The sequence below is a fragment of the Tianxiuia mixotrophica genome, from assembly GCF_050596425.1.
Taxonomy (GTDB): domain Bacteria; phylum Bacillota; class Clostridia; order Peptostreptococcales; family Acidaminobacteraceae.
Genome location: NZ_CP192292.1, coordinates 2,872,109 through 2,894,757, shown reverse-complemented (window position 1 = coordinate 2,894,757; position 22,649 = coordinate 2,872,109). Strand labels below are relative to the sequence as shown.

The 22,649-nt window shown below is 40.9% G+C and carries 22 protein-coding genes; 20 read left to right on the top strand and 2 right to left on the bottom strand.

Going from position 1 to position 22,649, the window contains the following annotated elements:
• The first annotated feature begins 111 nt into the window (after positions 1 to 111).
• The 11 genes from priA (at position 112) to ACQ4KW_RS12635 (ending at position 11,928) form a co-directional block, all read left to right on the top strand.
• A complete protein-coding gene (gene priA / locus ACQ4KW_RS12685) occupies positions 112 to 2,541 on the top strand; it encodes a primosomal protein N' (RefSeq protein ID WP_430882851.1) in 2,430 nt (809 codons plus the stop codon).
• Positions 2,542 to 2,557: 16 nt separating this feature from the next.
• Complete coding sequence (def, locus tag ACQ4KW_RS12680; RefSeq protein ID WP_430882850.1) at positions 2,558 to 3,019, top strand: peptide deformylase; 462 nt, start codon at positions 2,558 to 2,560, stop codon at positions 3,017 to 3,019.
• A 1-nt stretch (position 3,020) separates the two neighbouring features.
• Complete coding sequence (gene fmt / locus ACQ4KW_RS12675) at positions 3,021 to 3,947, top strand: methionyl-tRNA formyltransferase (RefSeq protein WP_430882849.1); 927 nt, start codon at positions 3,021 to 3,023, stop codon at positions 3,945 to 3,947.
• Between the two features lie 47 nt (positions 3,948 to 3,994).
• Positions 3,995 to 4,684 carry a zinc metallopeptidase gene (locus ACQ4KW_RS12670; RefSeq protein WP_430882848.1) on the top strand — a complete coding sequence of 230 codons (690 nt, stop codon included), beginning with the start codon at positions 3,995 to 3,997 and terminating at the stop codon, positions 4,682 to 4,684.
• 115 nt (positions 4,685 to 4,799) lie between these two features.
• Positions 4,800 to 6,149: a 16S rRNA (cytosine(967)-C(5))-methyltransferase RsmB gene (gene rsmB / locus ACQ4KW_RS12665; RefSeq protein ID WP_430882847.1), complete on the top strand. Its 1,350-nt coding sequence runs from the start codon at positions 4,800 to 4,802 to the stop codon at positions 6,147 to 6,149.
• Between the two features lie 22 nt (positions 6,150 to 6,171).
• Positions 6,172 to 6,897, top strand: coding sequence for a Stp1/IreP family PP2C-type Ser/Thr phosphatase (locus ACQ4KW_RS12660; protein WP_430882846.1), 726 nt, complete (start codon positions 6,172 to 6,174; stop codon positions 6,895 to 6,897).
• Between the two features lie 22 nt (positions 6,898 to 6,919).
• Entirely contained in the window at positions 6,920 to 8,884 is a 1,965-nt protein-coding gene (pknB, locus tag ACQ4KW_RS12655) for a Stk1 family PASTA domain-containing Ser/Thr kinase (RefSeq protein WP_430882845.1), read from the top strand.
• 174 nt (positions 8,885 to 9,058) lie between these two features.
• Positions 9,059 to 9,949: a ribosome small subunit-dependent GTPase A gene (gene rsgA, locus ACQ4KW_RS12650; protein WP_430882844.1), complete on the top strand. Its 891-nt coding sequence runs from the start codon at positions 9,059 to 9,061 to the stop codon at positions 9,947 to 9,949.
• Positions 9,943 to 10,599 (top strand): ribulose-phosphate 3-epimerase, encoded by a 657-nt coding sequence (gene rpe, locus ACQ4KW_RS12645; RefSeq protein ID WP_430882843.1) that lies wholly within the window; start codon positions 9,943 to 9,945, stop codon positions 10,597 to 10,599. The genes rsgA and rpe overlap by 7 nt, the downstream gene beginning before the upstream one ends.
• Positions 10,600 to 10,601: 2 nt before the next feature.
• Positions 10,602 to 11,240, top strand: a complete 639-nt coding sequence (locus ACQ4KW_RS12640; RefSeq protein WP_430882842.1) for a thiamine diphosphokinase — start codon at positions 10,602 to 10,604, stop codon at positions 11,238 to 11,240.
• A 229-nt stretch (positions 11,241 to 11,469) separates the two neighbouring features.
• Positions 11,470 to 11,928, top strand: coding sequence for a GyrI-like domain-containing protein (locus tag ACQ4KW_RS12635; RefSeq protein ID WP_430882841.1), 459 nt, complete (start codon positions 11,470 to 11,472; stop codon positions 11,926 to 11,928).
• Positions 11,929 to 12,203: 275 nt separating this feature from the next.
• Here the strand turns inward: ACQ4KW_RS12635 and rpmB are convergent, their stop codons facing one another.
• Positions 12,204 to 12,395, bottom strand: a complete 192-nt coding sequence (gene rpmB, locus ACQ4KW_RS12630; RefSeq protein ID WP_430882840.1) for a 50S ribosomal protein L28 — start codon at positions 12,393 to 12,395, stop codon at positions 12,204 to 12,206.
• Between the two features lie 275 nt (positions 12,396 to 12,670).
• Between rpmB and ACQ4KW_RS12625 the strand changes: the two genes are divergently transcribed.
• The 6 genes from ACQ4KW_RS12625 (at position 12,671) to ACQ4KW_RS12600 (ending at position 18,575) form a co-directional block, all read left to right on the top strand.
• The gene (locus tag ACQ4KW_RS12625; protein WP_430882839.1) at positions 12,671 to 13,027 is read left to right on the top strand and encodes an Asp23/Gls24 family envelope stress response protein; all 357 of its coding nucleotides are present in this window, start codon (positions 12,671 to 12,673) and stop codon (positions 13,025 to 13,027) included.
• 26 nt (positions 13,028 to 13,053) lie between these two features.
• Positions 13,054 to 14,694, top strand: a complete 1,641-nt coding sequence (locus ACQ4KW_RS12620; RefSeq protein WP_430886573.1) for a DAK2 domain-containing protein — start codon at positions 13,054 to 13,056, stop codon at positions 14,692 to 14,694.
• A gap of 54 nt (positions 14,695 to 14,748) precedes the next feature.
• A complete protein-coding gene (recG, locus tag ACQ4KW_RS12615) occupies positions 14,749 to 16,788 on the top strand; it encodes an ATP-dependent DNA helicase RecG (RefSeq protein WP_430882838.1) in 2,040 nt (679 codons plus the stop codon).
• A gap of 154 nt (positions 16,789 to 16,942) precedes the next feature.
• The gene (rsmD, locus tag ACQ4KW_RS12610) at positions 16,943 to 17,536 is read left to right on the top strand and encodes a 16S rRNA (guanine(966)-N(2))-methyltransferase RsmD (protein WP_430882837.1); all 594 of its coding nucleotides are present in this window, start codon (positions 16,943 to 16,945) and stop codon (positions 17,534 to 17,536) included.
• Positions 17,536 to 18,027, top strand: a complete 492-nt coding sequence (gene coaD / locus ACQ4KW_RS12605; protein WP_430882836.1) for a pantetheine-phosphate adenylyltransferase — start codon at positions 17,536 to 17,538, stop codon at positions 18,025 to 18,027. The genes rsmD and coaD overlap by 1 nt, the downstream gene beginning before the upstream one ends.
• Positions 18,024 to 18,575 (top strand): hypothetical protein, encoded by a 552-nt coding sequence (locus ACQ4KW_RS12600; RefSeq protein ID WP_430882835.1) that lies wholly within the window; start codon positions 18,024 to 18,026, stop codon positions 18,573 to 18,575. Before coaD ends, ACQ4KW_RS12600 begins: the two co-directional genes overlap by 4 nt.
• A gap of 139 nt (positions 18,576 to 18,714) precedes the next feature.
• Here the strand turns inward: ACQ4KW_RS12600 and ACQ4KW_RS12595 are convergent, their stop codons facing one another.
• The gene (locus tag ACQ4KW_RS12595) at positions 18,715 to 19,935 is read right to left on the bottom strand and encodes a nucleotidyltransferase (RefSeq protein ID WP_430882834.1); all 1,221 of its coding nucleotides are present in this window, start codon (positions 19,933 to 19,935) and stop codon (positions 18,715 to 18,717) included.
• A 412-nt stretch (positions 19,936 to 20,347) separates the two neighbouring features.
• Between ACQ4KW_RS12595 and ACQ4KW_RS12590 the strand changes: the two genes are divergently transcribed.
• From ACQ4KW_RS12590 to rpmF, 3 genes are all read left to right on the top strand, one after another.
• Positions 20,348 to 21,538: an acetate/propionate family kinase gene (locus ACQ4KW_RS12590; RefSeq protein WP_430882833.1), complete on the top strand. Its 1,191-nt coding sequence runs from the start codon at positions 20,348 to 20,350 to the stop codon at positions 21,536 to 21,538.
• 343 nt (positions 21,539 to 21,881) lie between these two features.
• Entirely contained in the window at positions 21,882 to 22,382 is a 501-nt protein-coding gene (locus ACQ4KW_RS12585) for a YceD family protein (protein ID WP_430882832.1), read from the top strand.
• Positions 22,383 to 22,400: 18 nt separating this feature from the next.
• On the top strand, positions 22,401 to 22,580 hold the full coding sequence (gene rpmF, locus ACQ4KW_RS12580; protein ID WP_430882831.1) for a 50S ribosomal protein L32: 180 nt from the start codon (positions 22,401 to 22,403) through the stop codon (positions 22,578 to 22,580).
• Positions 22,581 to 22,649 lie beyond the last annotated feature (69 nt).

Below are 22,649 nucleotides of genomic sequence, written 5' to 3'. Positions count from 1 at the left end.
AATGTCGCCTGCAGAGTGCGTGAAAATTCTTAAGAGCAAGGCTTACGTGATATAATAAATACGTAAGCCTTTTGTGATTTTCAGTGATAATACATGACTAGGAGTGGTCATATGTCGAAGCAGTTCGCCCAAGTGGCGCTAACAAATGCATCGAGAGAAGTGGATCAAACCTATACCTATAGGGTGCCAGAGGATAAGGCACTTATAGCCCAAATAGGCATGAAGGTCATGGTCCCATTTGGTATGGGAAACCGTATGATGGAGGGCATAATTTTTAGCTTTTCTGATACGACGACCTTTAAGAGGATAAAAAGTATCACTCATTTCTTAGATGAAGATATTCATATAGATAAAAAACAGCTTGAACTGGTTTCTTGGTTAAGAAATAGATATTTGTGCACGTATTCTGAAGCCCTTCAAGCTATTATGCCAGCAGGCACCAGTCTTAAAAGACAAACGACATACGTCATAACAGACCAAGGTCGTAATCACATTTTGGAGGATGAATTGCTCCGGGTGTTTGATTCTGGAGAGGCTCTACAACGGGAAGATTTTGACGAAATATCTGATTATAAGTTAAGAACTTATATAAAAAATGGTGTGCTTGAAAAAAGAGAAACCTTTGAGACACAGGTAAGTGATCAAATAAAAAAGCACATTCAATTGAAAGTAGACCGCGAAAAGGCCCTGGCAGCTATTCCGGCTAATAATTCGGCTCAAATAAGAGTTATCAATTATTTGTCACGCAGGAATCGATCAGTCTTACAGGCAGAGGTGACCAAGGCGTGTCGTGTTTCGGCAAGTGTTATTCGAAAACTTGAGCAGATGGAGTTTGTGGCCTCAGATGATGTGACGATTTTCAGGGCGCCAAAGCACTACATGCGCGATGAAAACACTGCAGTGACTTTAAATGAAGCTCAGAACCAAGCCTATGAAGTTATAAGACAGGATGTGAAGCTTGAAAATTCACAGACATATTTGCTCCATGGTGTGACTGGGAGTGGCAAGACAGAAGTCTATATGAAATTAGCTGAAGATGTCTTGGATCTTAACAAACAGTGTCTGGTTCTGGTTCCTGAAATATCATTAACCCCACAAATTGTGAGCAAATTTGTCAATCGTTTTAGTGGTCAGGTGGCTGTTTTTCATAGTAAATTATCATTAGGAGAGCGGTTTGACCAGTGGAAGGCTGTAAAGCGCGGTGAGTTGAATATAATTATCGGTGCCCGGTCAGCGCTTTTTGCCCCCTGTCTTGATTTGGGCCTTATTATACTCGATGAAGAACATGACAATGCTTATAAGTCTGATCAGAATCCAAAATATAGGGCGGTGGAAGTGGCAAGAAAGCTCGGGCAACTCCACAGGGCGCCTATTGTTTTGGGCTCGGCGACACCAAGTTTGGAAACCGTGCATCATGTAGAGGCCAAAGACTATAAGCGTGTGGAATTAAAGGCAAGATTTAATGATCAAATAATGCCTGATGTTGAAATTGTTGATATGCGACATGAACTGGCCATGGGCAACAAAACCATATTTAGCGAAAGACTTTTCGAGGCCATTGGTGATCGCTTGGATAAGAAGGAGCAGGTTATTCTATTCCTAAACAGGAAGGGACATTCCACATTTGTTTCTTGCAGATCTTGCGGTTTCAGTTTGAAGTGCCCTAACTGCGAAATATCCCTAACCTTCCATAAAAATCAAGGACGGGCCAGTTGTCATTACTGCGGTTACTCCATCCATGTGCCTAAGAAATGTCCATCTTGTGATAGTGGGTATTTTAAATTCTTTGGGACGGGGACAGAAAAGGTTGAAGAATTGACAAGACAAGCCTTTCCCAGTGCTCGGGTAGACCGTCTTGATAGACAGTCTGTCAGTCGCAAGGGCAGTATGGAGACTATACTTGACCGTTTTGACAAGAGGGAAACAGATATTTTAATAGGGACACAAATGGTTACAAAAGGGCTGGATTTTGAGAATGTCACCTTGGTTGGAGTTTTGTCAGCTGATGTTCTGCTCAATTTACCTGACTTCCAGTCTGGTGAAAGAGCCTTTCAGATTTTAACCCAAGTGGCAGGTCGTGCAGGTCGTGGGAACCATCCAGGCGAGGTCGTTATTCAAACTTATACTCCGGAGCACTATGCTGTACAAGCAGCATGTGAACACGATCACGCAGGCTTTATAGAGTCAGAAGCAGAACTCAGAAAGGTTTATAATTATCCACCTTATCAGAGACTTTCAAATATATTGATCAGTGGTATAAATGAAAATAATGTGACCAAAACCGCCCAGCGGTTATATGAACCCTTGCAGGCTGAATTTATTAAAAATAAATTAAAAAAAGTGCAATTACTGGGCCCGAACCCAGCAATATATAGTAAAATAAAAGGGAAGTACAGATGGCAAATACTCATAAAGTCAGATTACTCTGATGGAGACGCTGTCGCTGAAATACTTCGAAGTGTGTGTCTGGATCAAAAACAGAAGCTCGTGGTTGGTGAAACAGCTGTCAGCGTTGATATTGATGCAGTGAACATATTGTAGTTGGGAGGACATTATAATGGCAATACGCACAATACGCACGGACGATGATCCGGTGCTGAGAAAAAAATCTAGAGAAATCGATACGGTTGATCCTAAAATACAAGGTCTGATTGAAGATATGATTGAGACAATGTATGATGCTGACGGTGTTGGCCTTGCAGCGCCCCAAGTTGGTATCCTTAAGAGGGTTGTCGTTATAGATATTTATGATGAAAGTGGCGTAAAAGTTCTTGTAAACCCTGAAATAATAGATCAAGAAGGGGAACAAGAAGAAGTTGAAGGCTGCTTGAGTCTACCGGGTAAGGCTGGTGTTGTAAAAAGACCAGCCCGCGTTGTTGTAAAGGCGCTTAATGAAAAGGGACAAGCATACACAATAGAGGGCACTGGCCTTCTTGCCAGAGCATTATGCCATGAAATTGATCACTTAAACGGCGTTCTGTTTACTGACAAAGTCATTGAGTATGTGGAGGCTGAATAAATTGAAAATCGTATTTATGGGAACACCGGATTACGCAGTGCCTAGCCTTGAAGCCTGCCTAAAGAACCATGAGGTTGTGGGGGTATTCACCCAACCAGATAGACCCAAAGGCCGGGGCAAAAAATTGTCCCCACCACCGGTTAAAGTTAAGGCACTGGAACATGACATAGCAGTTTACCAGCCTGAAAAATTAAAAACTCAGGAAAATGTTGAAATATTAAGAGAGTTGGCCCCAGACCTTATTGTCGTTGTGGCTTATGGTCAAATCTTGTCAAAAGAAATACTTGATATTCCCCCTAAGGGTTGCGTGAATGTCCATGCTTCATTGCTTCCAAAATACAGAGGCGCATCACCAATTAATTGGGCCATTGTCCAAGGTGAAAAGCGAACAGGTGTTACAACCATGTATATGGATGTGGGGCTTGACACAGGGGACATGATAGAAAAAGTTGAAGTTGAAATCACAGACGATATGGACTGTGGTCAGTTGCATGATATTTTGATGAATGAGGGTGGACGTCTTCTAGAGACAACTTTGAGTCTTATAGATGAAAACAAGGCACCACGTACGCCACAAGATGATTCTAAGAGCACATATGCGCCACTACTTGACAGATCAATGGGACTTATTGACTGGAATACAAGTGCGCAAAGTATTATAAATAAAATCAGAGGCCTTAATCCATGGCCGTCATCATACACAAAGTTTGAAGGGAAGACAATGAAAATCTTCACAGCTGTGATTGATGAAGAAAAAGTTTCTGGACAGGTTGGCGAGATCCTAAAAGTCGACAAGACGGGTCTATATGTTCAGGCAAAAGATGGTATTGTGAATGTGCAAATCCTGCAATTTCCGAACAGCAAGAGAATGCATATTTCTCAATATATATTGGGACATGACGTTCCATGCGGGGTAGTTTTAGGTTAATGCCTGAGTGATCATGTATCCATTAGGATGAAAAAGGAGGAAAAGTCATGATGCCGTATATGTTTTGGGATCCAACAATGATTCTAATCATTCCAGCACTGATTTTGACAATGGTTGCTCAAAGCAGAGTTCAATCAGCGTATCAAAAGTATTCACAAATAAGAAATATGCGCGGTCTGACAGGTGCAGAAGCTGCAATGCATATTCTTAGAAGGAATGGACTCAGCGATGTAAAGGTCGAAATGACTCATGGTACTTTATCTGACCACTACGATCCAAGATCAAGGGTGGTAAGGTTGTCACCTGGAATTTTCAAGGGCAACAGCATTGCATCAATTGCAGTGGCTTCCCATGAATGTGGACATGCTTTGCAGCATCATATGGGATATGTGCCTCTTAGCTTTAGAAGCGCATTTTTTCCAGTGGTCAACATAAGCAGTAAAGCGGCCTTTCCGCTTTTATTTCTTGGACTGATTTTAAGAAGTGCGGGTCTAATGAATGTTGGTATTCTGCTGTTTTCAGCGGTTGTCGTATTTCATTTGGTGACTTTGCCAGTTGAATTTAACGCAAGTTCAAGAGCAATGGTTCAAATAGAGGAGAATGGTTTTCTCTCTATGGAGGAAGTGAGCGGGGCCAAAAAAGTCCTAAATGCAGCAGCTATGACATATGTTGCATCGGCAGCTATGGCGGCGCTTCAACTTCTGAGGTTCATTATTCTTAGAAATTCACGTGACTAAAATGAATACCTTTGGGTGGGTGATCATTGATTGCCCACTCTATAATTTTGTATGAGGATAAGAAACACTTAGAGGTTCTTGCAATCGGGTAGAAGATATTGGAAAGAGGCATTAAATGGCGAAGGTTACAGCGAGAAAAGTGGCACTGGATGCCCTTCTTGAAGTCGAAAAAATGAATGGTTACTCGAATCGGGTTCTCAATAGAATGTTGGGAGATGCAGGTCTTGAGGCAGCTGAAAGAAGGCTGACGACAAGACTGCTCTATGGTGTTCTAGAAAATAAGAATTTACTTGACCATATTATTAGACAATATATTAATTTCCGTATCAACAAACTTGATCCAGCCATTCGAAACATATTAAGAATGGGGATTTATCAGATCGTTTTCATGGAAAACATTCCAGATTCTGCAGCGGTCAATGAGGGTGTTAAGCTAGCAAAACAGTATAAGAATCGCTATAGTGGGTTTGTAAATGGGGTTCTAAGGACCTTTTTAAGAAAAGACAAAGCTTACACCTTACCTGACAAAGAAAAAGATCTGCTAAATCATTTAACTGTGGTTTACTCACACCCGGACTGGATCGTCAGAAGGTGGCTTAAGAGATTTGGGGCTGAGTTTACTGAAGATCTATTAAAAAGCAACAATGAAATTCCTGAATTAATTGGTCGTGTCAATGTTATGCAGGCAACAAGAGATGCGGTTCTAAAAAGTCTAGAGTTTGATGGGTTTTTAGTGGAACCGGCAAGCCTGCCTGACGCCTTTAAAGTAAAAACTGAGAATGCAGGTTCACTGGCAGAGTCTCAAGTTTTCAAAAATGGACAAGTCACAATACAAGACATTGCAGCCCAGGCTGTTGGCTATATTGCAGGGCCAAGACCTGGACAATTTGTCATTGATATGTGTGCGGCGCCAGGTGGAAAGTCTACACATCTTGCGTCTATTATGAACGATGAAGGCACCGTCTTAAGTTGGGACATTTATGACCACAAAATTAGCAAGATTGAGGAAAATGCCCAGCGTATGAACTTAAAATCCATTAAGGCAAGTCTTAAAGATGCCCTAGAACTAGATGAAAGCTTGATTGAGAAGGCTGATATTGTCCTTCTTGATGCCCCTTGTTCTGGCCTTGGAATTATCCGAAGAAAGCCTGAAATAAAGTTCAATAAGATTGAAGAAGATATATATGAGCTGGCTGAAATCCAGTCGGATATGCTTGATATGGCTTCAAAGTATATAAAACCGGGTGGACATTTGGTATACAGCACGTGTACAATTGAACCTGAGGAAAATGAACTACAGATAAAAAGATTCATAGAGCGCCACCCAGATTTTAAGGTAGAAAACATAGATTTAGATATTTTACCGGAATTATGGACGCACGATACAAAGGGATATATGACCTTATATCCTAACATACATGGTACTGACGGATTCTTTATATGTAAACTTGTTAAAAACAACTAAACTGACAGCTTGGAGTGATTGTATGGAGGCGTATGCAAGGACGCACACGGGCAAAGTGAGGACAAACAATGAGGATTGTTACTTTGTGTCTGAAAAAGGACCAAAGCTATTCGTTGTCGCTGATGGCATGGGGGGCCATAATGCTGGTGAGGTAGCAAGTCGTGTGGCAGTTGATGCGGTTAAAGATTTTATTAGTGAGCAGTTAAGCGGAGAAGCCTCGAAAGATCAAGTGGAAGAAGTTTTACTTGGATCTATTAGGCATGCCAATGCAAAGGTCTATGAACTGTCGCGGTCAAATTCAGATATGGAAGGTATGGGCACAACATTGACCCTCCTTTTGATCGACAATGACATGATGTTCTTTGCTCATGTTGGTGATAGTCGGGCCTACTTTTTTAAAAACGGGGATCTAGAGCAAATTACGGATGATCACTCCCTTGTGGGTGAGCTGGTTCGTGCAGGAACCATCACCGAGGAACAAGCGCGCGTCCATCCACAAAAAAATATACTGACAAACGCTGTTGGAACTGGTCTGACTGTTAAAATCGATCTGCTTCAAAGAATTGTAGAAAGTGGCATCATACTTTTATGCACGGATGGCCTCACAACGCATGTGTCTGAAGAAGAAATTATTGAAATCATGTCAAGTGAAGCGTCCCTTGAAGCGATTTGTAATGCCCTAGTGGATAGCGCAAACGAAGCAGGCGGGCAAGACAATATTACAGTTGTAGCAGTGAAATGCAGTTGATAAATGAAGGAGTGAAATGCTGATGAGCCAAATGATAGGAAAGATTCTTGGGAATCGCTATCAGATCATCGAGAAGATAGGAGAGGGCGGTATGGCCAATGTTTTTAAGGCCAAGTGTCTCCTGTTGAATAGATTTGTAGCTGTCAAAGTGCTTCGACCTGAGCTTGTTTCAGATGAAGATTTTGTAGAAAAATTTGAAAAGGAATCTCAAGCGGCAGCCAGCCTGTCAAATCCCAACATCGTTAATATTTATGATGTGGGAAAGGATGGCGATGTAAGATATATTGTCATGGAGCTTGTAAGAGGTGTGACATTAAAAAAGTATATTAAAGGCCACCAAGATTTTATTCCAAATGATGAAATTATTGAAATTGCCAAGCAGATAGCACTTGGTCTGGAACATGCTCATGCCAATAGAATCATTCACAGGGACATTAAACCCCATAATATTTTGATAAATGAAGATGGCATTGTTAAAGTGGCGGATTTTGGAATCGCTCGAGCCGTGACATCATCGACAATTGTCACGACAAAAGAAGCCATTGGGTCTGTGCATTATTCATCACCGGAACAGGCCAGAGGTGGTTTTGTTGATGAAAAATCAGATATTTATTCACTGGGTATCTTAATGTATGAACTGGCAACAAAAAAACTTCCCTTTGATGGAGACATGCCAGTATCTGTTGCTATGAAACACATTAAGGAAGAAGTTGTTGAGCCAAGCCAGTTTAATGAAGAAATTGGAAAAGGGCTTGAAAGCGTTATTCTAAAAGCCATTCAGAAAGACCCTAATAACAGATATAAGTCTGCACGGGAGTTGATTGATGATCTGGACAAATTGTCGAAGAATCCAGAGTTAAATGTGCCTTTTTACGTACATGATGATGACTCACCGACCATGATCATTCCCAACATTAAAGATGAAGAGTTTGACGAAAAGCCCAAGGAGAAGAAGAGTAAAGTGGGCGTCATTCTAGTGGTTCTGGCGGGTCTTATTGCAGCGGTTCTCGTTATTGGTGCCTTCACCCTCTCCTCTGTACTGGAGAGAATGAAGCCCAAAGTCGTTGTTATGCCTGAGTTGGAAGGTGTGGTTTACAATGAAGCTGTGGACACCCTTCATGGTCTCAATTTAAATATTAATGTTAAGGACTATGTTTTTGACAGCGCCGTGGAAAAAAACCACATTGTTAGACAATCACAAGAAGCGGGTGTGGAACTAAAAGAAGGCTTCACAGTTGATGTGGTAGTTTCCAATGGACCAGAACTTGTGAAGGTTCCAAACTTAATGCAAAAAGATGTTGCAGAAGCCAAGCTGGTTCTTGACAACAAGTCCCTTAAAGTAGGAGAAATTGCCTATGAGTTTAGTGATCTGCCAAGTGGCCTTGTCATAAAGCAAGATCCTGCAGCAGGATCAAATTCTGAAAAAGGCATGAGTGTTAATTTGGTTGTCAGCCAGGGCAAACCGATTGAGACAGTCCTTGTACCAAATCTACTTGGAAAGTCACTTGCCCAAGTAAAGTCAAGCTTGTCCAGTGTGAATTTGAGACTGGGCAATGTCACTTATAATTTCTCGGAGACATATGGAAAAGACCTAGCGATGATTCAAAGCATTAGTTCGGGCACAGAAGTCGAAGAGAAGACCAGTGTAAGCATTGTGATTAGTAAGGGCAGTGAAAATGGAGACGATCAGACCCTTGATGGTGGTGATGGGACTGGTTCAGAAGCCGGTGATGGCACAACATCAGAAAATGGAACAGGTGATGATCTTGTCGATAAGACCTACATTATTCCACTGAGCTTTGCGACGCAAAAAGAGACCGTACGTGTTGAGATGATCCAAGATGGGGTGACCAAAACCATTTATGAAAAGGAGCACGATAAGTCAGAAGAAAATGTTCGTGTTGTTGTAAGTGGAACAGGTAAGGCAACGGTTAATTTCTATTTTGGAGCACTAAAAGTCAAGTCTATGGAAGTGACTTTTAACTAAACACAATATCAAATATAAATATAAACTTATGATGCACATCGTATGGCTTAATGGTCCACAAAAGTGGTATTATCATTATGAAGCAATGTGAAAGGCTATGCCTACAACATTTCTCCTTAGTCGTATGATGTGCATTTGAATGGTAAATAGCTCAGCGCTATGAAAGGGGTTCCGATGGTCGAAGGAATTATTGTAAAAGGTATTGCAGGCTTTTACTATGTCAGAACATCAGATGGGATATATGAATGTAAGGCCAGAGGCATTTTTAAAAAAAATAAGGTGACACCACTTGTGGGTGACAAGGTTAAGATCAGTATACTTTCTGAAGAACCAAAGGAAGGTTGGATAGAGGAGATTGAAGAGAGAAATGTGGAACTCTTCAGACCGGCTGTGGCCAACGTCGACCAAGCTGTGGTTGTCTTTGCTCTGAAAAGCCCTGATCCGCACCTTAATTTACTTGATAAAATACTTCTTCTCGGTGAATATGCAGGTTTAGAACTTATTATATGCTTTAATAAAGCTGACCTGGTTCAAGGGGATGAAGTGTTTGAAAGATACAAGGCAATATATGAGCTTGCAGGCTATAACGTCGTGATGACGAGTACAAAAACAGGAGAAGGCATAGAGACAATCCGTGAACTTTTAAAAGACAAGATCACTGTCTTTGCAGGCCCGTCAGGGGTGGGCAAATCGTCTATGCTCAATGTTATTCAACCTGGATTGGAGCTTAAAACCGGTGAAATAAGTGAAAAAATTAAGCGCGGAAAGCATACAACACGTCACACAGAGCTTATAGAGCTAAACTTTGGTGGCTGGGTGGTTGACACGCCAGGCTTTACTTCACTGGATCTCAAATTTATAGATATGGCAGAGTTGGCAGACCTATTCCAGGAGTTTCGAGAATTTGAGGGACACTGCCGTTTTAATGACTGTATGCATATTAATGAGCCGGATTGTGCTGTGAAGGCAGCTATTGAAACGGGTCATATTCATAAGAATCGTTATGATTCCTATTTATATTTTTATAAGAATTTAATGGACAGCGGGAGGCACAACTCATGGTAAAATTAGCACCATCAATACTTTCAGCAGATTTTTCAAAGCTGTATGAAGATGTAAAAAAAGTTGAGGAAGCCGGTGTGGAGTATTTGCACATCGATATAATGGATGGACACTTTGTTCCGAATATTTCTTTTGGTCCAATGGTTATGAAATCATTGAAGGGGAAAACAAATCTGGTTAAAGATGTCCACTTGATGATTGAAAATCCTGACCAGTTTATTGAAGGGTTTGTTGATGCAGGCGCAGATATTATTGTAGTGCATGAAGAAGCATGTACCCATCTACATAGAACCATTCAAAATATTAAAAGCCATGGTGTGAAGGCTGGGGTTTCTCTGAATCCTGCAACATCGCTTTCCACTCTTGAAGAAGTGCTGCCGGAACTTGACATGGTCCTTATCATGTCAGTGAATCCTGGGTTTGGCGGTCAGAGCTTTATTGAATCAAGCCTTGATAAAATTAAGCGCCTTAAGAAAATGATAGATGACCGAGGCCTAAGTATTGATATTCAGGTCGATGGTGGCGTAAAGGTTTCCAATGTGAAAAAGGTTGTTGAAGCGGGTGCAAATGTTATTGTGGCTGGATCTGCTATTTTTGCCCAGCCAGACGTTAAGAAAGCTGTGGCAGACTTCAGACATGAGATTGGAAGATAAGAATGAGTCATTTGTTGGTTGTCATAAACGGTGATATTCATGATTATGACTTTTATAAGGACAAATTGAAGGATATCGACCAAGTTATAGCTGTTGATGGTGGAAGTCGACACGTGGACAAGCTTGGCCTAAAGGCCGATGTGCTTTTAGGCGATTTTGATTCCATATCTTCATATGATGGTTTTTTAAGCCGCCATCCACAGGCTCAAGTCATTCAGTTTCCCTCTAGGAAGAACTTTACTGATTCTGAGCTGGCTGTTGAGTTTGCCATTGAACAAAAACCAGACAAGGTGACTTTGATTGGCTGTATTGGAACGAGAATGGATCATACCTTTGCAACGGTATTGCTCCTTAAAAAGTTTCTTGATGCGGGCGTGGATGCCTGTATGGTGGACGAGAGCAATGAAATCCGCTTGATTGATTCAGACTATGAAATTCAAGGCAAGATCGGAGAACTTATGTCAATTGTTCCAGTTGGTGGTTCAGCTAAGGGAATCTATCTTCATGGCTTTGAATACCCTCTGACAGATGCCACTCTGGACCTTGGTAGTTCAACAGGCATTAGTAATGTCTTCGCATCTGAAAAGGCCCTTATTAAGCTAAGAGAGGGACTTCTCTTGGTCTTTAAATCAAGAGATTGATAACAATAAGTTGTATATAATAAGTTATTATAATTGACTGTGGTCGCGTTTCATGGATTTTTTTCATATGATTCATATGGAGAAGGGTTTGTGTAATAGATGCCACAGTCTTTTTGTGTGTTTTGACATGTTTGGATGGGGTATTTTTTTCATGAAGTATTGGCAAAGACAAATCGTGATTTGAAAGCTAGGATGGAGAGATTAGGACACCATCAAGAGGAGGTAGGAAATGTATAACTGCGAGCTTATAGAACTTGATGATCAGAAAGTGGTATCGGTAAGAAGGCGATGCCCTGTCAGTGACTTGCCAGATGTGATTGGAAGAACCTATGGCATGATCATAAACCATCTGTCATCCCAAGAAAAGTATCCAGGGGGCCTTCCTTTTGTGGGATATTTCAACATGGACATGGACGACCTAGATGTTGAAATTGGATTTCCCATTCAAGAGGACGTGGTGGAAACTGATGCAATTAAAATGAGCAAAATACCTAAGGGGAAATACGCCCAGACCCTCCATGTGGGGCCTTACATGGAACTTGAAAAGGCCTATGATGTCCTTATGCGGTGGATAGCTGAAAATGGATATGAGGCCACAGGGGTGGGGTATGAGTATTATCTCAACGATCCTGATGAAGTCAAGGAAAGTGAGATACAAACGCGGCTCTTATTTGAACTGAAGGTGTAAATCCGTAAGCCTTGTGATTTTGTATGTTGTTCAATTAAGTGACTCAGAAATGATACTGGGACAAAAAACAAGTGGTGTTTGCAAGTAAAACAAAGACAAAAAATAGAAAAACAATAAAAATGGATGATAGAACATCCTCCTTTATTGTTTTTCCATGTCTTATTATGCTTTGTTTTTCGCGCACGCGAAAACCCGCTAACCAGGTTAGCGGGTTTTTTAGCATGATCATGCCAAAAAAAATCAAAAGTCTACTGGACTCCGTAGACTCATCCGAACTAGATAGCTCTTTCTACTTTACCAGATCTTAGGCAACGAGAGCATACTCGGATTCTCTTAGGAGAACCGTTAACGACAGCCTTAACTCTTCTGAGGTTTGGCGTCCATGTTCTTCTTGTGTGGTTTAGAGCGTGCGATACATTGTTACCTGACATTTTGCCTTTACCGCAAACTTCACATCTTTTAGCCATTTATCTTGCACCTCCTTCGAGCGTTTAAACAACATAAGCATATATATAATACCAGAGTAGCCCCTGTTGTTCAAGTCAAAATTGCGGTGGGTGCGTTTACCCACAAAAGATAGTATAATGGGTAATTCCAAAAGATACAAGTGTTATTTCAAAAAAAGTGGTCAAACTGTCAAGTATTTTTCCTTGATAGGAGTTTTTACTCGATTTTAGTTGAGATTTTTACTCATAAAGTGTAGAATAATAGTAGTGTCTTTAAATAACGAAGGAGGGTCATTATGACTATTCGTGTAGAAAATGAAATCGGCACTATCGACATAAATTCAGATGTCGTAGCAACCATTGCAGGTGCCTCTGCAATTGAGTGCTATGGCCTTGTCGGTATGGCATCAAGATCAACAACAAATGGAATTGTTAATCTACTTAAAAGAGAAAATTTAAGCAAAGGCGTTTCGATCCAGATGGAAGAAGAGGGCATAGCGATCGACCTCTATGTGATCATTCAGTTTGGTACAAAAATATCCGTCGTTGCAGAAAATATCATCGAAAAAGTGAAGTACAATGTAGAAAACCAAACTGGTTTGAAAGTTCTGAATGTTAACCTTCATATAGAGGGTGTTCGAGTTCAGGCTTAACTAAGGAGGAAAGTAAATTGGATATCATGTATATTGATGGTGATCTGCTGCTCAAGATGTTTAAGCAGGGAACCTTTGAACTGAATTCCAATAAAGGACTTGTGGATTCATTAAATGTTTTCCCAGTTCCTGATGGTGACACAGGTACAAATATGTCCCTGACAATGAACGCAGCATTGACAGAAGCCCTTAAAACAGAAGGTGCATCTGCTGAAAAAGTGGCCAAGGCCATTTCAAAAGGCTCCCTTATGGGTGCACGAGGTAACTCAGGTGTAATCCTTTCACAGATATTTAGAGGATTTTCTAAGGCCTGCGAAGGCAAAGAAAAACTATCTTCAATCGATCTGGCAAATGCATTTAAGCAGGCTTCGGATACAGCCTATAAAGCAGTAATGAAGCCAGTGGAAGGTACGATCTTAACGGTTATTCGTAAAACATCAGACAAAGCGATGGAATACACTGAAGAAGAATTACCAGTCCACGATTTATTAAACATTCTAATTAAGACGGCAAATGAGACACTAGATAAGACACCAGAATATTTAAAAGTGCTTAAGCAGGCTGGAGTGGTTGATGCGGGCGGTAAAGGTCTTAACTGTATCATTCAAGGTTTTTATGATGCTGTTGTGGGCAAAGAAGCCGCTGACCATGAATTGGAGGCACATATGGCTTCTCAGTCAACAGGATCGGCCCAATCTGCTCAGTCTTCATTCAATACTGAAGATATTAAATTTAGTTACTGCACTGAATTCATTGTAAGAGGTGGCAAGGACACCAACATGCCGCTCAAGGAGAAAATACAGTCTCTTGGAGACAGCATGGTGTTTGTAGAAGATGATGATTTGATTAAAATTCATGTCCATACAAACGATCCGGGCATTGCCCTTCAAAGCGCTCTGGAATACGGAGAGCTCCTCAATATAAAAATTGAGAACATGAAAGAGCAACACTCCACTATACTGGATGAAAGTCATCCGGGTATGGGAGGGGCTGTTGAAGAACAAGAACCAAAACCATACGGATTTATTTCTGTGGCTATGGGTGGTGGTATTGCAGAGATATTTAGAGACCTAGGCATTGATTATGTCATTGAAGGTGGTCAGACAATGAATCCAAGTACGGAGGACATTGTTAAGGCCATTGAGTCTATAAGTGGAGATGCAATTTTTATTCTACCAAATAACAGTAATATTATTTTGGCGGCCCAGCAGGCCCAGCAAATTGTTGACAGACCTGTCTATGTCGTTCCGAGTAAGTCTATTCCTCAGGGAATTTCAGCCATGTTGGCATTTGATCCATCTGTTGAAGCTGTTGAGAACCATAAGGAAATGGTTGGAGCTGTTTCAGAAGTCAAGACGGTTCAAATCACTTATTCTGTACGTGACACTCTTTTTGACGATAAGGAAATCAAAAAGGATGATATACTAGGTGTTGCAGAGGGTGAAATCACAGCAGTGGGTCGAGACCTGCACGAAGTGACAATCGAATCACTGGATGGCGCGATTGATGAAGACGCTGAAATCATGACAATCTACTATGGCGAAGATGTAGAAAAAGAACAAGCAGAAGCGCTGGCGAGTGAGCTGGAAGCTAAATACGAAGACCTTGAAGTAGAAGTTTACAGTGGTGGACAACCGCTTTACTACTACATTTGTTCAATAGAGTAATAAATTAAAAGGCCCGCAGCTTTCGCTGCGGGCTTAATTTAATGGAGAGAAATTATGCTTAAAACACATGTTCAAATGCTTAAAGGTATTGGACCTAAAAAAGCCATGCGCCTCGAAAGAATTGGTATTAAGACCATAGAAGATGCAATTTCTTTTTATCCTAGATCATATATAGACAAAAGAAAAATACATAGTTTTTCAGATATTGAAGATGAATTGACAGGAACCTTCATATGTCAGGTTGTTTCCGTGACATCAACAAGAAGCTTTGGGCGAAACAAGGCAATGTTAAAAGTACAAGTGCAGGATGAAGCACATAAGGCAGAACTGGTTTTTTTTAATGCGGTTTATTTGAAGAGCAAGTATCAAATGGGCATGCGCCTCATGGTATTTGGCTCTGGAAGGCGTCAGGGATCAAAAATTTCATTCATCCATCCTGAAGTCGGCGTGCAAGGCCAAGTGGATGCCAAAGACTTCTTAAGAATAGTGCCTGTTTATCCTCTTACCGAAGGGCTTAGCCAAAAGGATATTTCAGGTCTTGTTGGTCATGCCTTACCCTTGGGCATCTCTGAAATTGAAGAGACTTTGCCAGAGCTTATATTAAATCAACAGGATTTAATGTCCCTTCAAGAGGCTCTGAAAAATATCCACTACCCTGATGATGATGAGGCTTTAGCGCGAGCAAAAAAGAGACTGATCTTTGAAGAACTCTTTAATTTACAAATCGGTTTGATTTATCTCAAAAAAGAATTCAACCAGACCCTAGGTGTTCAAATGATGAAAAAGGATGCTGTTGAGTCTTTTATAAAAACTTTGCCTTTTGAGTTAACGGGAGCCCAGCAAAAAACATGGAATCAGGTTGAGGCAGATCTAACAAGCAAAAAAACAATGAATAGATTGGTTCAGGGTGATGTGGGAAGTGGGAAGACGATTATAGCGGCTCTTGCTATGTATTTATCATTCCTAAACGGCTATCAAAGTGCCATGATGGCACCGACAGAAATACTGGCAGAACAGCATTATCATTCCTTAAGGGAGCTCATGGCGCCACTGGGGGTTTCGGTGGGGCTTTTAAAGGGGCAGAGCAAAGAGAAGAAAAAGACACTGGATGCTCTTGCTTGTGGCGAAATTCAGGTGGTGGTTGGAACCCATGCCCTGATTCAAAAAGATGTTGATTTTGAAAATCTTGGACTTGTCATTACCGATGAACAGCATCGGTTTGGCGTAAGGCAAAGAAACACCCTGGCTGACAAGGGACAAACACCAGATGTTCTTATTATGTCTGCAACGCCGATTCCAAGAACCCTGTCATTGATTCTTTATGGTGATGTGGAAGTGTCTGTCATTGACGAGTTGCCTGCAGGAAGAAAAGAGATTAAAACTCATTTTATTCAGAAAAAGAAATACAGGGATATGTATCAGTTTGTTGAAAAAGAAATACAAAGTGGTCGACAAGCTTATTTTGTCTGTCCCTTGGTTGAGGACTCAGATGTTCTTGATATTGAATCCGCAGAGAGTCTGTATGAAAGACTCTCGCAAAAAGTTTTCCCAAGCTTGAAAGTGGGGCTGGTTCACGGACGAATAAAGGCCCAGGAGAAAGACAAAATTATGAGAAGTTTCGCTCGCGGAGACATTGACATCCTTGTTTCAACAACTGTTATTGAGGTTGGCATCAATGTGCCCAATGCTTCAATCATGGTCATTCAAAACACAGAGAGATTTGGTCTAAGTCAGCTGCACCAGTTAAGGGGGCGTGTTGGAAGGGGTCAGTGGCAATCTTACTGCTTCTTGACATCTGACAAACCAGGAAAAATAGCTAAGGAAAGGATTTCTACCCTTGTACAGACCAATGATGGATTTGAAATTGCGGACAAGGATCTTGAGCTAAGAGGTCCTGGAGAACTTTTAGGGATTAGACAACACGGTATACCAGAACTTCGACTGGCCAATTTGTCTAAGCATGGCGACATACTAGAAGTGGCTCAGTCTACGGCTATCAATGTCATGAAACAGTATGCTAAAGGTGATAACCCACAGATAGACAGCATTGTGAAGGGTGTCACATCGAAGCTGTTTGAAGATTTTTCAATATAAATCAAATAATTCAGTCGCTTGCAAAATTATAGATATATGCTTTCTTTGTACCATATATAGAAATCTCTATTCTTGATTATCTATATATGGTATGAAGAAGGGGCTTGAATGATATTTTGCAAGTCGCTCAATTGGAAATATAGAGTTTTATCAGATGTTTAAATCTGTTAAAATTAACGAGGAAGGAGTTGGAGACGTGAGAATTATAGCCGGATCGGCACGTGGTACAAAACTTGATACAATTGAGGGGCTTGATACGCGTCCTACAACTGATAGAGTCAAAGAAAACATATTTAATATAGTACAATTTGAAATTGTGGGAGAGAGGGTTCTTGACCTTTTTGCTGGGTCAGGGGCTCTTGGACTGGAAGCGGGAAGCCGCGGGGCTGAAGAAGTGGTCCTCGTGGAAGCAAGCCCAAAATGTGCAAAGGTCACTCAAAAGAATATTGATAAGGCAAATTTGAAGAGCAAGACAAAACTTATCGTAAAACCCGTTGAGAGTGCTATAAAAAATTTGAGTTCTGATAAGCCCTTTCATGTGGTCTTCATGGACCCACCTTATGACAAAGGCTTCGTAGTACCAACAATTGAGTCTATTGATGGATTGGGTCTTTTAGATGATTCTGGTATGATTGTGGTAGAGCACAATTCAAAAACTCAATATCCAGATGTTATAGGGGGCTTTGAATTGGGTAAATTTAAGAAGTACGGCAGCACCGCAGTAAGCATTTACAGGAGGATGACATAATGAAAACAGCTGTATATCCAGGCAGCTTTGACCCTGTTACCAAAGGGCATTTAGATATTATAGAACGTAGCTCGAAGCTATTTGACAAGGTGATTGTCGTTGCTTCGAACAACACGAGCAAGACACCGATGTTTACTGTATCTGAGAAGGTTGATTTACTGACACAAGTTGTATCACATCTTGATAATGTCGTAGTGGATAGCTTTCATGGTCTGCTTGTTGATTATGTTGATAAGAATAATGTTGACGTAATAGTTAAAGGCCTTCGTGCCATTTCAGATTTTGAAATGGAATTTCAAATGGCGGGCATGAATAGGAAACTTAATCCTAAGGCGGAAACGGTTTTTCTTATGACCTCGACAGATTATTCCTATCTTAGTTCAAGTATTGTTAAAGAGATATTTAAACTCGGCGGTCCGATTCACGAATTGGTACCACAAGTCGTAGAGGATGCCATGAAAAAGAAAAAAAGCGGAGGTGGCATTGAATGAGCATAAGCCAATTTGATTTGGAGCTTAAAGTACTTGACTTATTAGAAGAATTTGAAGATAAAATTGATAATCTATCCGCAATACCCCTAACTGGAAAAGTTATGCTTGATCGAGAAGAAATTCAGGAAATCATCAGGGAGATCAATATACTTTTGCCTGAGGAGTATCAGCATGTAAAATGGATTAAATCTCAGAAAAATCAAATTATTGAAGATGCTCAAAACACCGCAGATACTTTGATTTCCAATGCACAACAAGAAGAGATGAAAATCATTGAGAATGCAAAAAATGAAGAGTCAAGAATGCTTGGTGAAATGGAAGCCCATTTACGGCAACGTGTTGATGAGCATGAAATTGTTCGTCTTGCTCAAGAGAAGGCAGAGGAAATTATTTCTGAGGCTGAGAGCCAAGCGGCAGGGCTTAGACAAAACGCCTATGAGTATACAGAAGATTTACTCGTAAAAGTGAAGGGCAACTTGCATGAACTGCTTCATACGGTTGATAAAAATATCAATGAAATGAGTGGCTATAAGAACGATGATTACTAGATGATATGGACAAATAATTTTCCATGCATCTGAGACAAATTAGATCCTGTAAATTTAAAAATCCACTTACTGACTCTCCTTTATTTAGAAAGAGGCGAGCCTGTAAGTGGATTTTATATTTACATTATTTATCTGGTGTTTAAAATTTGTCCTCGTCCTTTAAATAGACTGGTTGTGTGAGTCGATCAAGAGCCCCTTTACCATCACCGCGCAGGAGGGTGTAAACATCTGTGGCCCGTGTGTCAAGGTTCAGCATGGACTGAATGATGGCTTCCTCATGAGTGTGTTTGTTGATATTGGTTATTAGCGGAATGGTGGAAGTTTTTCTAAGCGTCTTCATTATTTTGCGTCCTGTGTCGTTAAAGCCTAAAATTCTGGCATAAACTGCAGATTCGGACTGTACAACGCTGTTCACAAACTGGGTCTCGACGTTTAAAAGGGTGTTTAGCAGGGCTCGCTGGACCCGGGTTCGTACATAGCGTTTTGTCTTGATCAGATCTACAAGTTGTTCATAAGTGTTGGCTTTTACAGCGGCTTCTATCATTCTGTATTCAAGGCCTTCTGAAACATCTTGGATCTTGGATAAGGACTTAGCTGAACTCGTACGAAGTTTATAGAGTAAAAAGCTTCCCAGATTGTCGGGGGATACGGTGAGATCAGGAAACCTTCTGAGAAGGTCATAACTGGCCCTAGGAAGCGTATGGATGATTTCATCAAGCTGATTGTCGAAATAAGCTTTTCTAATGGCTGTGGCGCTACTGAGGGCTGTTAGGGTGTCCGTGTCGTGATAGGCGCTAGACATACGTTTTATGGTGGAAAATGTCATAGGCGTTTGCATACGAAGGCCAGCTTTTAGGTATTCTATGCCAAGGATATCGTTTGGTAGGCTGGGAATATTACCTTCAATCAAAAGATTTTGCAGCGCACGTTCTCGAGCAACAGGAAAGGCGTGGCCCATGTTAAGTTCGGTCTTAAGAGCCGCCTTGAAAGCTTCTGATTCCTTGTAGAGATAGTGGGCAATTTTATTAAGAGGGGCAATAGAGCCGGTTTCAGAGCCAAAAACAACCTTGTCAATCTGGTTCAAACCATGTAAGAGTCTCACTGCACCCAGGGCAAAGATTTCAGCACTACCTGTTGCGTAAACGGTGGGCAGCTCTATGACCAGGTCGGCACCACTGTTAAGGGCCATTTGAGCCCTGGTCCATTTGTCGATGAGGGCTGGTGTTCCGCGTTGTACAAAGTTTCCACTCATAACGACAACGATACCGTCCGCTTCTGTCTCCTCCTTGGATTTCTCCAAATGATATTTATGTCCATTGTGAAATGGATTATACTCTGTTATAAGTCCTGTTAGTTTCATGAAAGCTCCTTGTGCAAATTGGATGTGTATTAATTAACCATAATATGTATATATACAGTGAGCGTATAAGATAATTTAAGCCTAAATTGAGTCAATTTGAACTTGGTTCAATTGTATTTTGTATAATAAGCAATTTTTTTTAGTAGAATGATTTTCTGTGGCAGTGAGTGGGTCAATTATTGACCACATCAAGGCTAAGTCAAATATATCAACATAGTCGGCCTTCTGTCAACGAAGGAAAACGTTAACTTCAAGGCATTCAATTTAATAATGGGTATTGAAATAATTCATGAATGAATTATAATTATCTATGTGTGGGAAAAATGGGTGCTAGAATATGGTATTCGATTTTTCTGTATAATTATATTATTGTATACATAATAATATATACAAGCCAAGGAGGTCCATTTTCATGAAGGTAATGGTTATTAACTGTGGTTCGTCATCTCTAAAGTACCAGCTGCTAAATATGGCAGATGAGTCAGTGATGGCAATCGGTCTCGTAGAGAGAATCGGTCTAGAGGGTTCAAGAGTTAAGCATGAAATCCCAGGTCGTGACAAGGAAGTCATTGAAGTACCTATGAATGATCACAAGGAAGCACTAGGTGAAGTTCTTAAGGCACTTACAAGCGAAGAGTACGGTGCAATCAAAAACATCGAAGAAATTGAAGCTGTTGGTCACCGTGTTGTTCACGGCGGTGAAAAGTTCTCAGGCTCTGTTGTTATAACAGATGCTGTTATGGACGCTATGAAAGAGTGTATTGATCTAGCACCACTTCACAATCCAGCGAACATCATGGGCATCGAAGCTATGCAAGCCCTTCTTGATGTGCCAATGGTTGGTGTATTCGATACTGCATTCCACCAAACAATGCCTGCAGAGTCTTACATTTACCCACTTCCATATGAACTATATGAGAAATACGGTATCAGAAGATATGGTTTCCACGGCACAAGCCACAAGTATGTTGCTCAAAGAGCGGCTGCAATGCTTGAAAAGCCAATGGAAGAGCTTAAACTAATCTCTTGCCACCTAGGTAACGGTGCATCTGTTACAGCTATTGACGGTGGTAAGTCTGTTGCGACATCAATGGGCTTTACGCCACTTGAAGGTCTTGCAATGGGTACACGTTGTGGTGACATCGATCCTGCAATCGTTAAGTTCATTATGGACAAAGAAGGCATGGATATCGCTGAAGTGGATACACTGATGAACAAGAAGTCTGGTGTATTTGGTATCTCTGGCGTTTCTTCTGACTTCCGTGATATTGAAAACGCAGCTGCTGATGGCAATGAAAGAGCAGAACTTGCGCTGAAGGTATTCGACAACCGTGTTAAGAAGTACATCGCAGCTTACGCATCTCTAATGGGTGGCGTAGACGGTGTTATCTTTACAGCAGGTCTAGGTGAAAACTCAGCTGACAACAGAAGCAATATCTGTGCTGGTCTTGAGTTCATGGGCATCAATGTATGCGCAGACCTAAACGCTACTCGCGGTAAGGAAGCGTTTGTAAATGATCCTTCTTCAAAAGTTAAAGTTATGGTTATCCCAACAAATGAAGAATTAATGATCGCACGCGATACAGTTGATCTGGTTAAGTAATTAGGTTTAATGAGAACTGGAAGGCGCTGTGCCTTCCAGTTTTTTTGTCTGAGTGACTCAAAATTGGATTTAAAACCCGCCGCTATCCCCTATCTAGACATTTAAGTATAAAACTTCTAGATAGGGGATAGTGGCGGTATGAATCTTCAATTTTCAGAGCTTATGAGGGTTTAAAGGACTTAAATTACATCAATTTGATGCTCAAATATAATTATTTGAAAATCTTTAGCTATTTTACTTGCATCTTGGCAAAAAATAATTTAAGATATATCAAGTAATATTACTTGACAAACACCATGCTGACTTTTATAATATTCGTGTTGCAGTAAAGAGGTGAATACTCTTGCGAATCAACGTTTCAGATGTTTTAAATGGTAAGGTTGTATCCATTCCTGTCGAGCTGGAAATGCAGCTAGACAATGAAATTATGACTGACCACGGCATTGAAAGCGCTAAGCCCGTACGACTTGAAGGTCAAGTTTACAAGGTCGATGACGATGTTCTTGTAGATGTGACCTATGAAGTTGAACTGAAGCTAAGTTGCGATAGATGCTTGAAAGATGTCACAATGAAGATCGACGGACGCATAACGCGTGATATACTTGAGGAACAACATCAAGATCCAGATCACGAAGCTATGCAGATACTGATAGATCATGAATTGGATTTGCAGTATGTTTTAAAAGAAGATCTTCTTTTGAACATGCCTATGCAGGTTCTTTGTGACCCCGAATGCCAAGGATTATGTCCGGTGTGTGGAGCAGATCTCAACACCGACCCTTGCGATTGTGATAATGAGAAGATTGATCCGAGACTTGAAGGTCTCAAAGACTTCTTTCGTTAGTTAAGGAGGTGTAGAGAAATGGCAGTACCTAAGCGCAAAACTTCTAAAGCTAGAAGAGATAAGAGAAGAGCGGCTAACATTAAGATGACAGCACCAAACGTTATCGAATGCCCTCAGTGCCATGAGCCAACGGTTCCACATCGTGTTTGCCCATCATGCGGTCAATACAAGGGACAAGAAATTATTTCAGTTAAATAATTATTATTTGACGACAAAGCAATGGGCAACCATTGCTTTTATTTACGCGAAAACAGCATAAGTGCATTT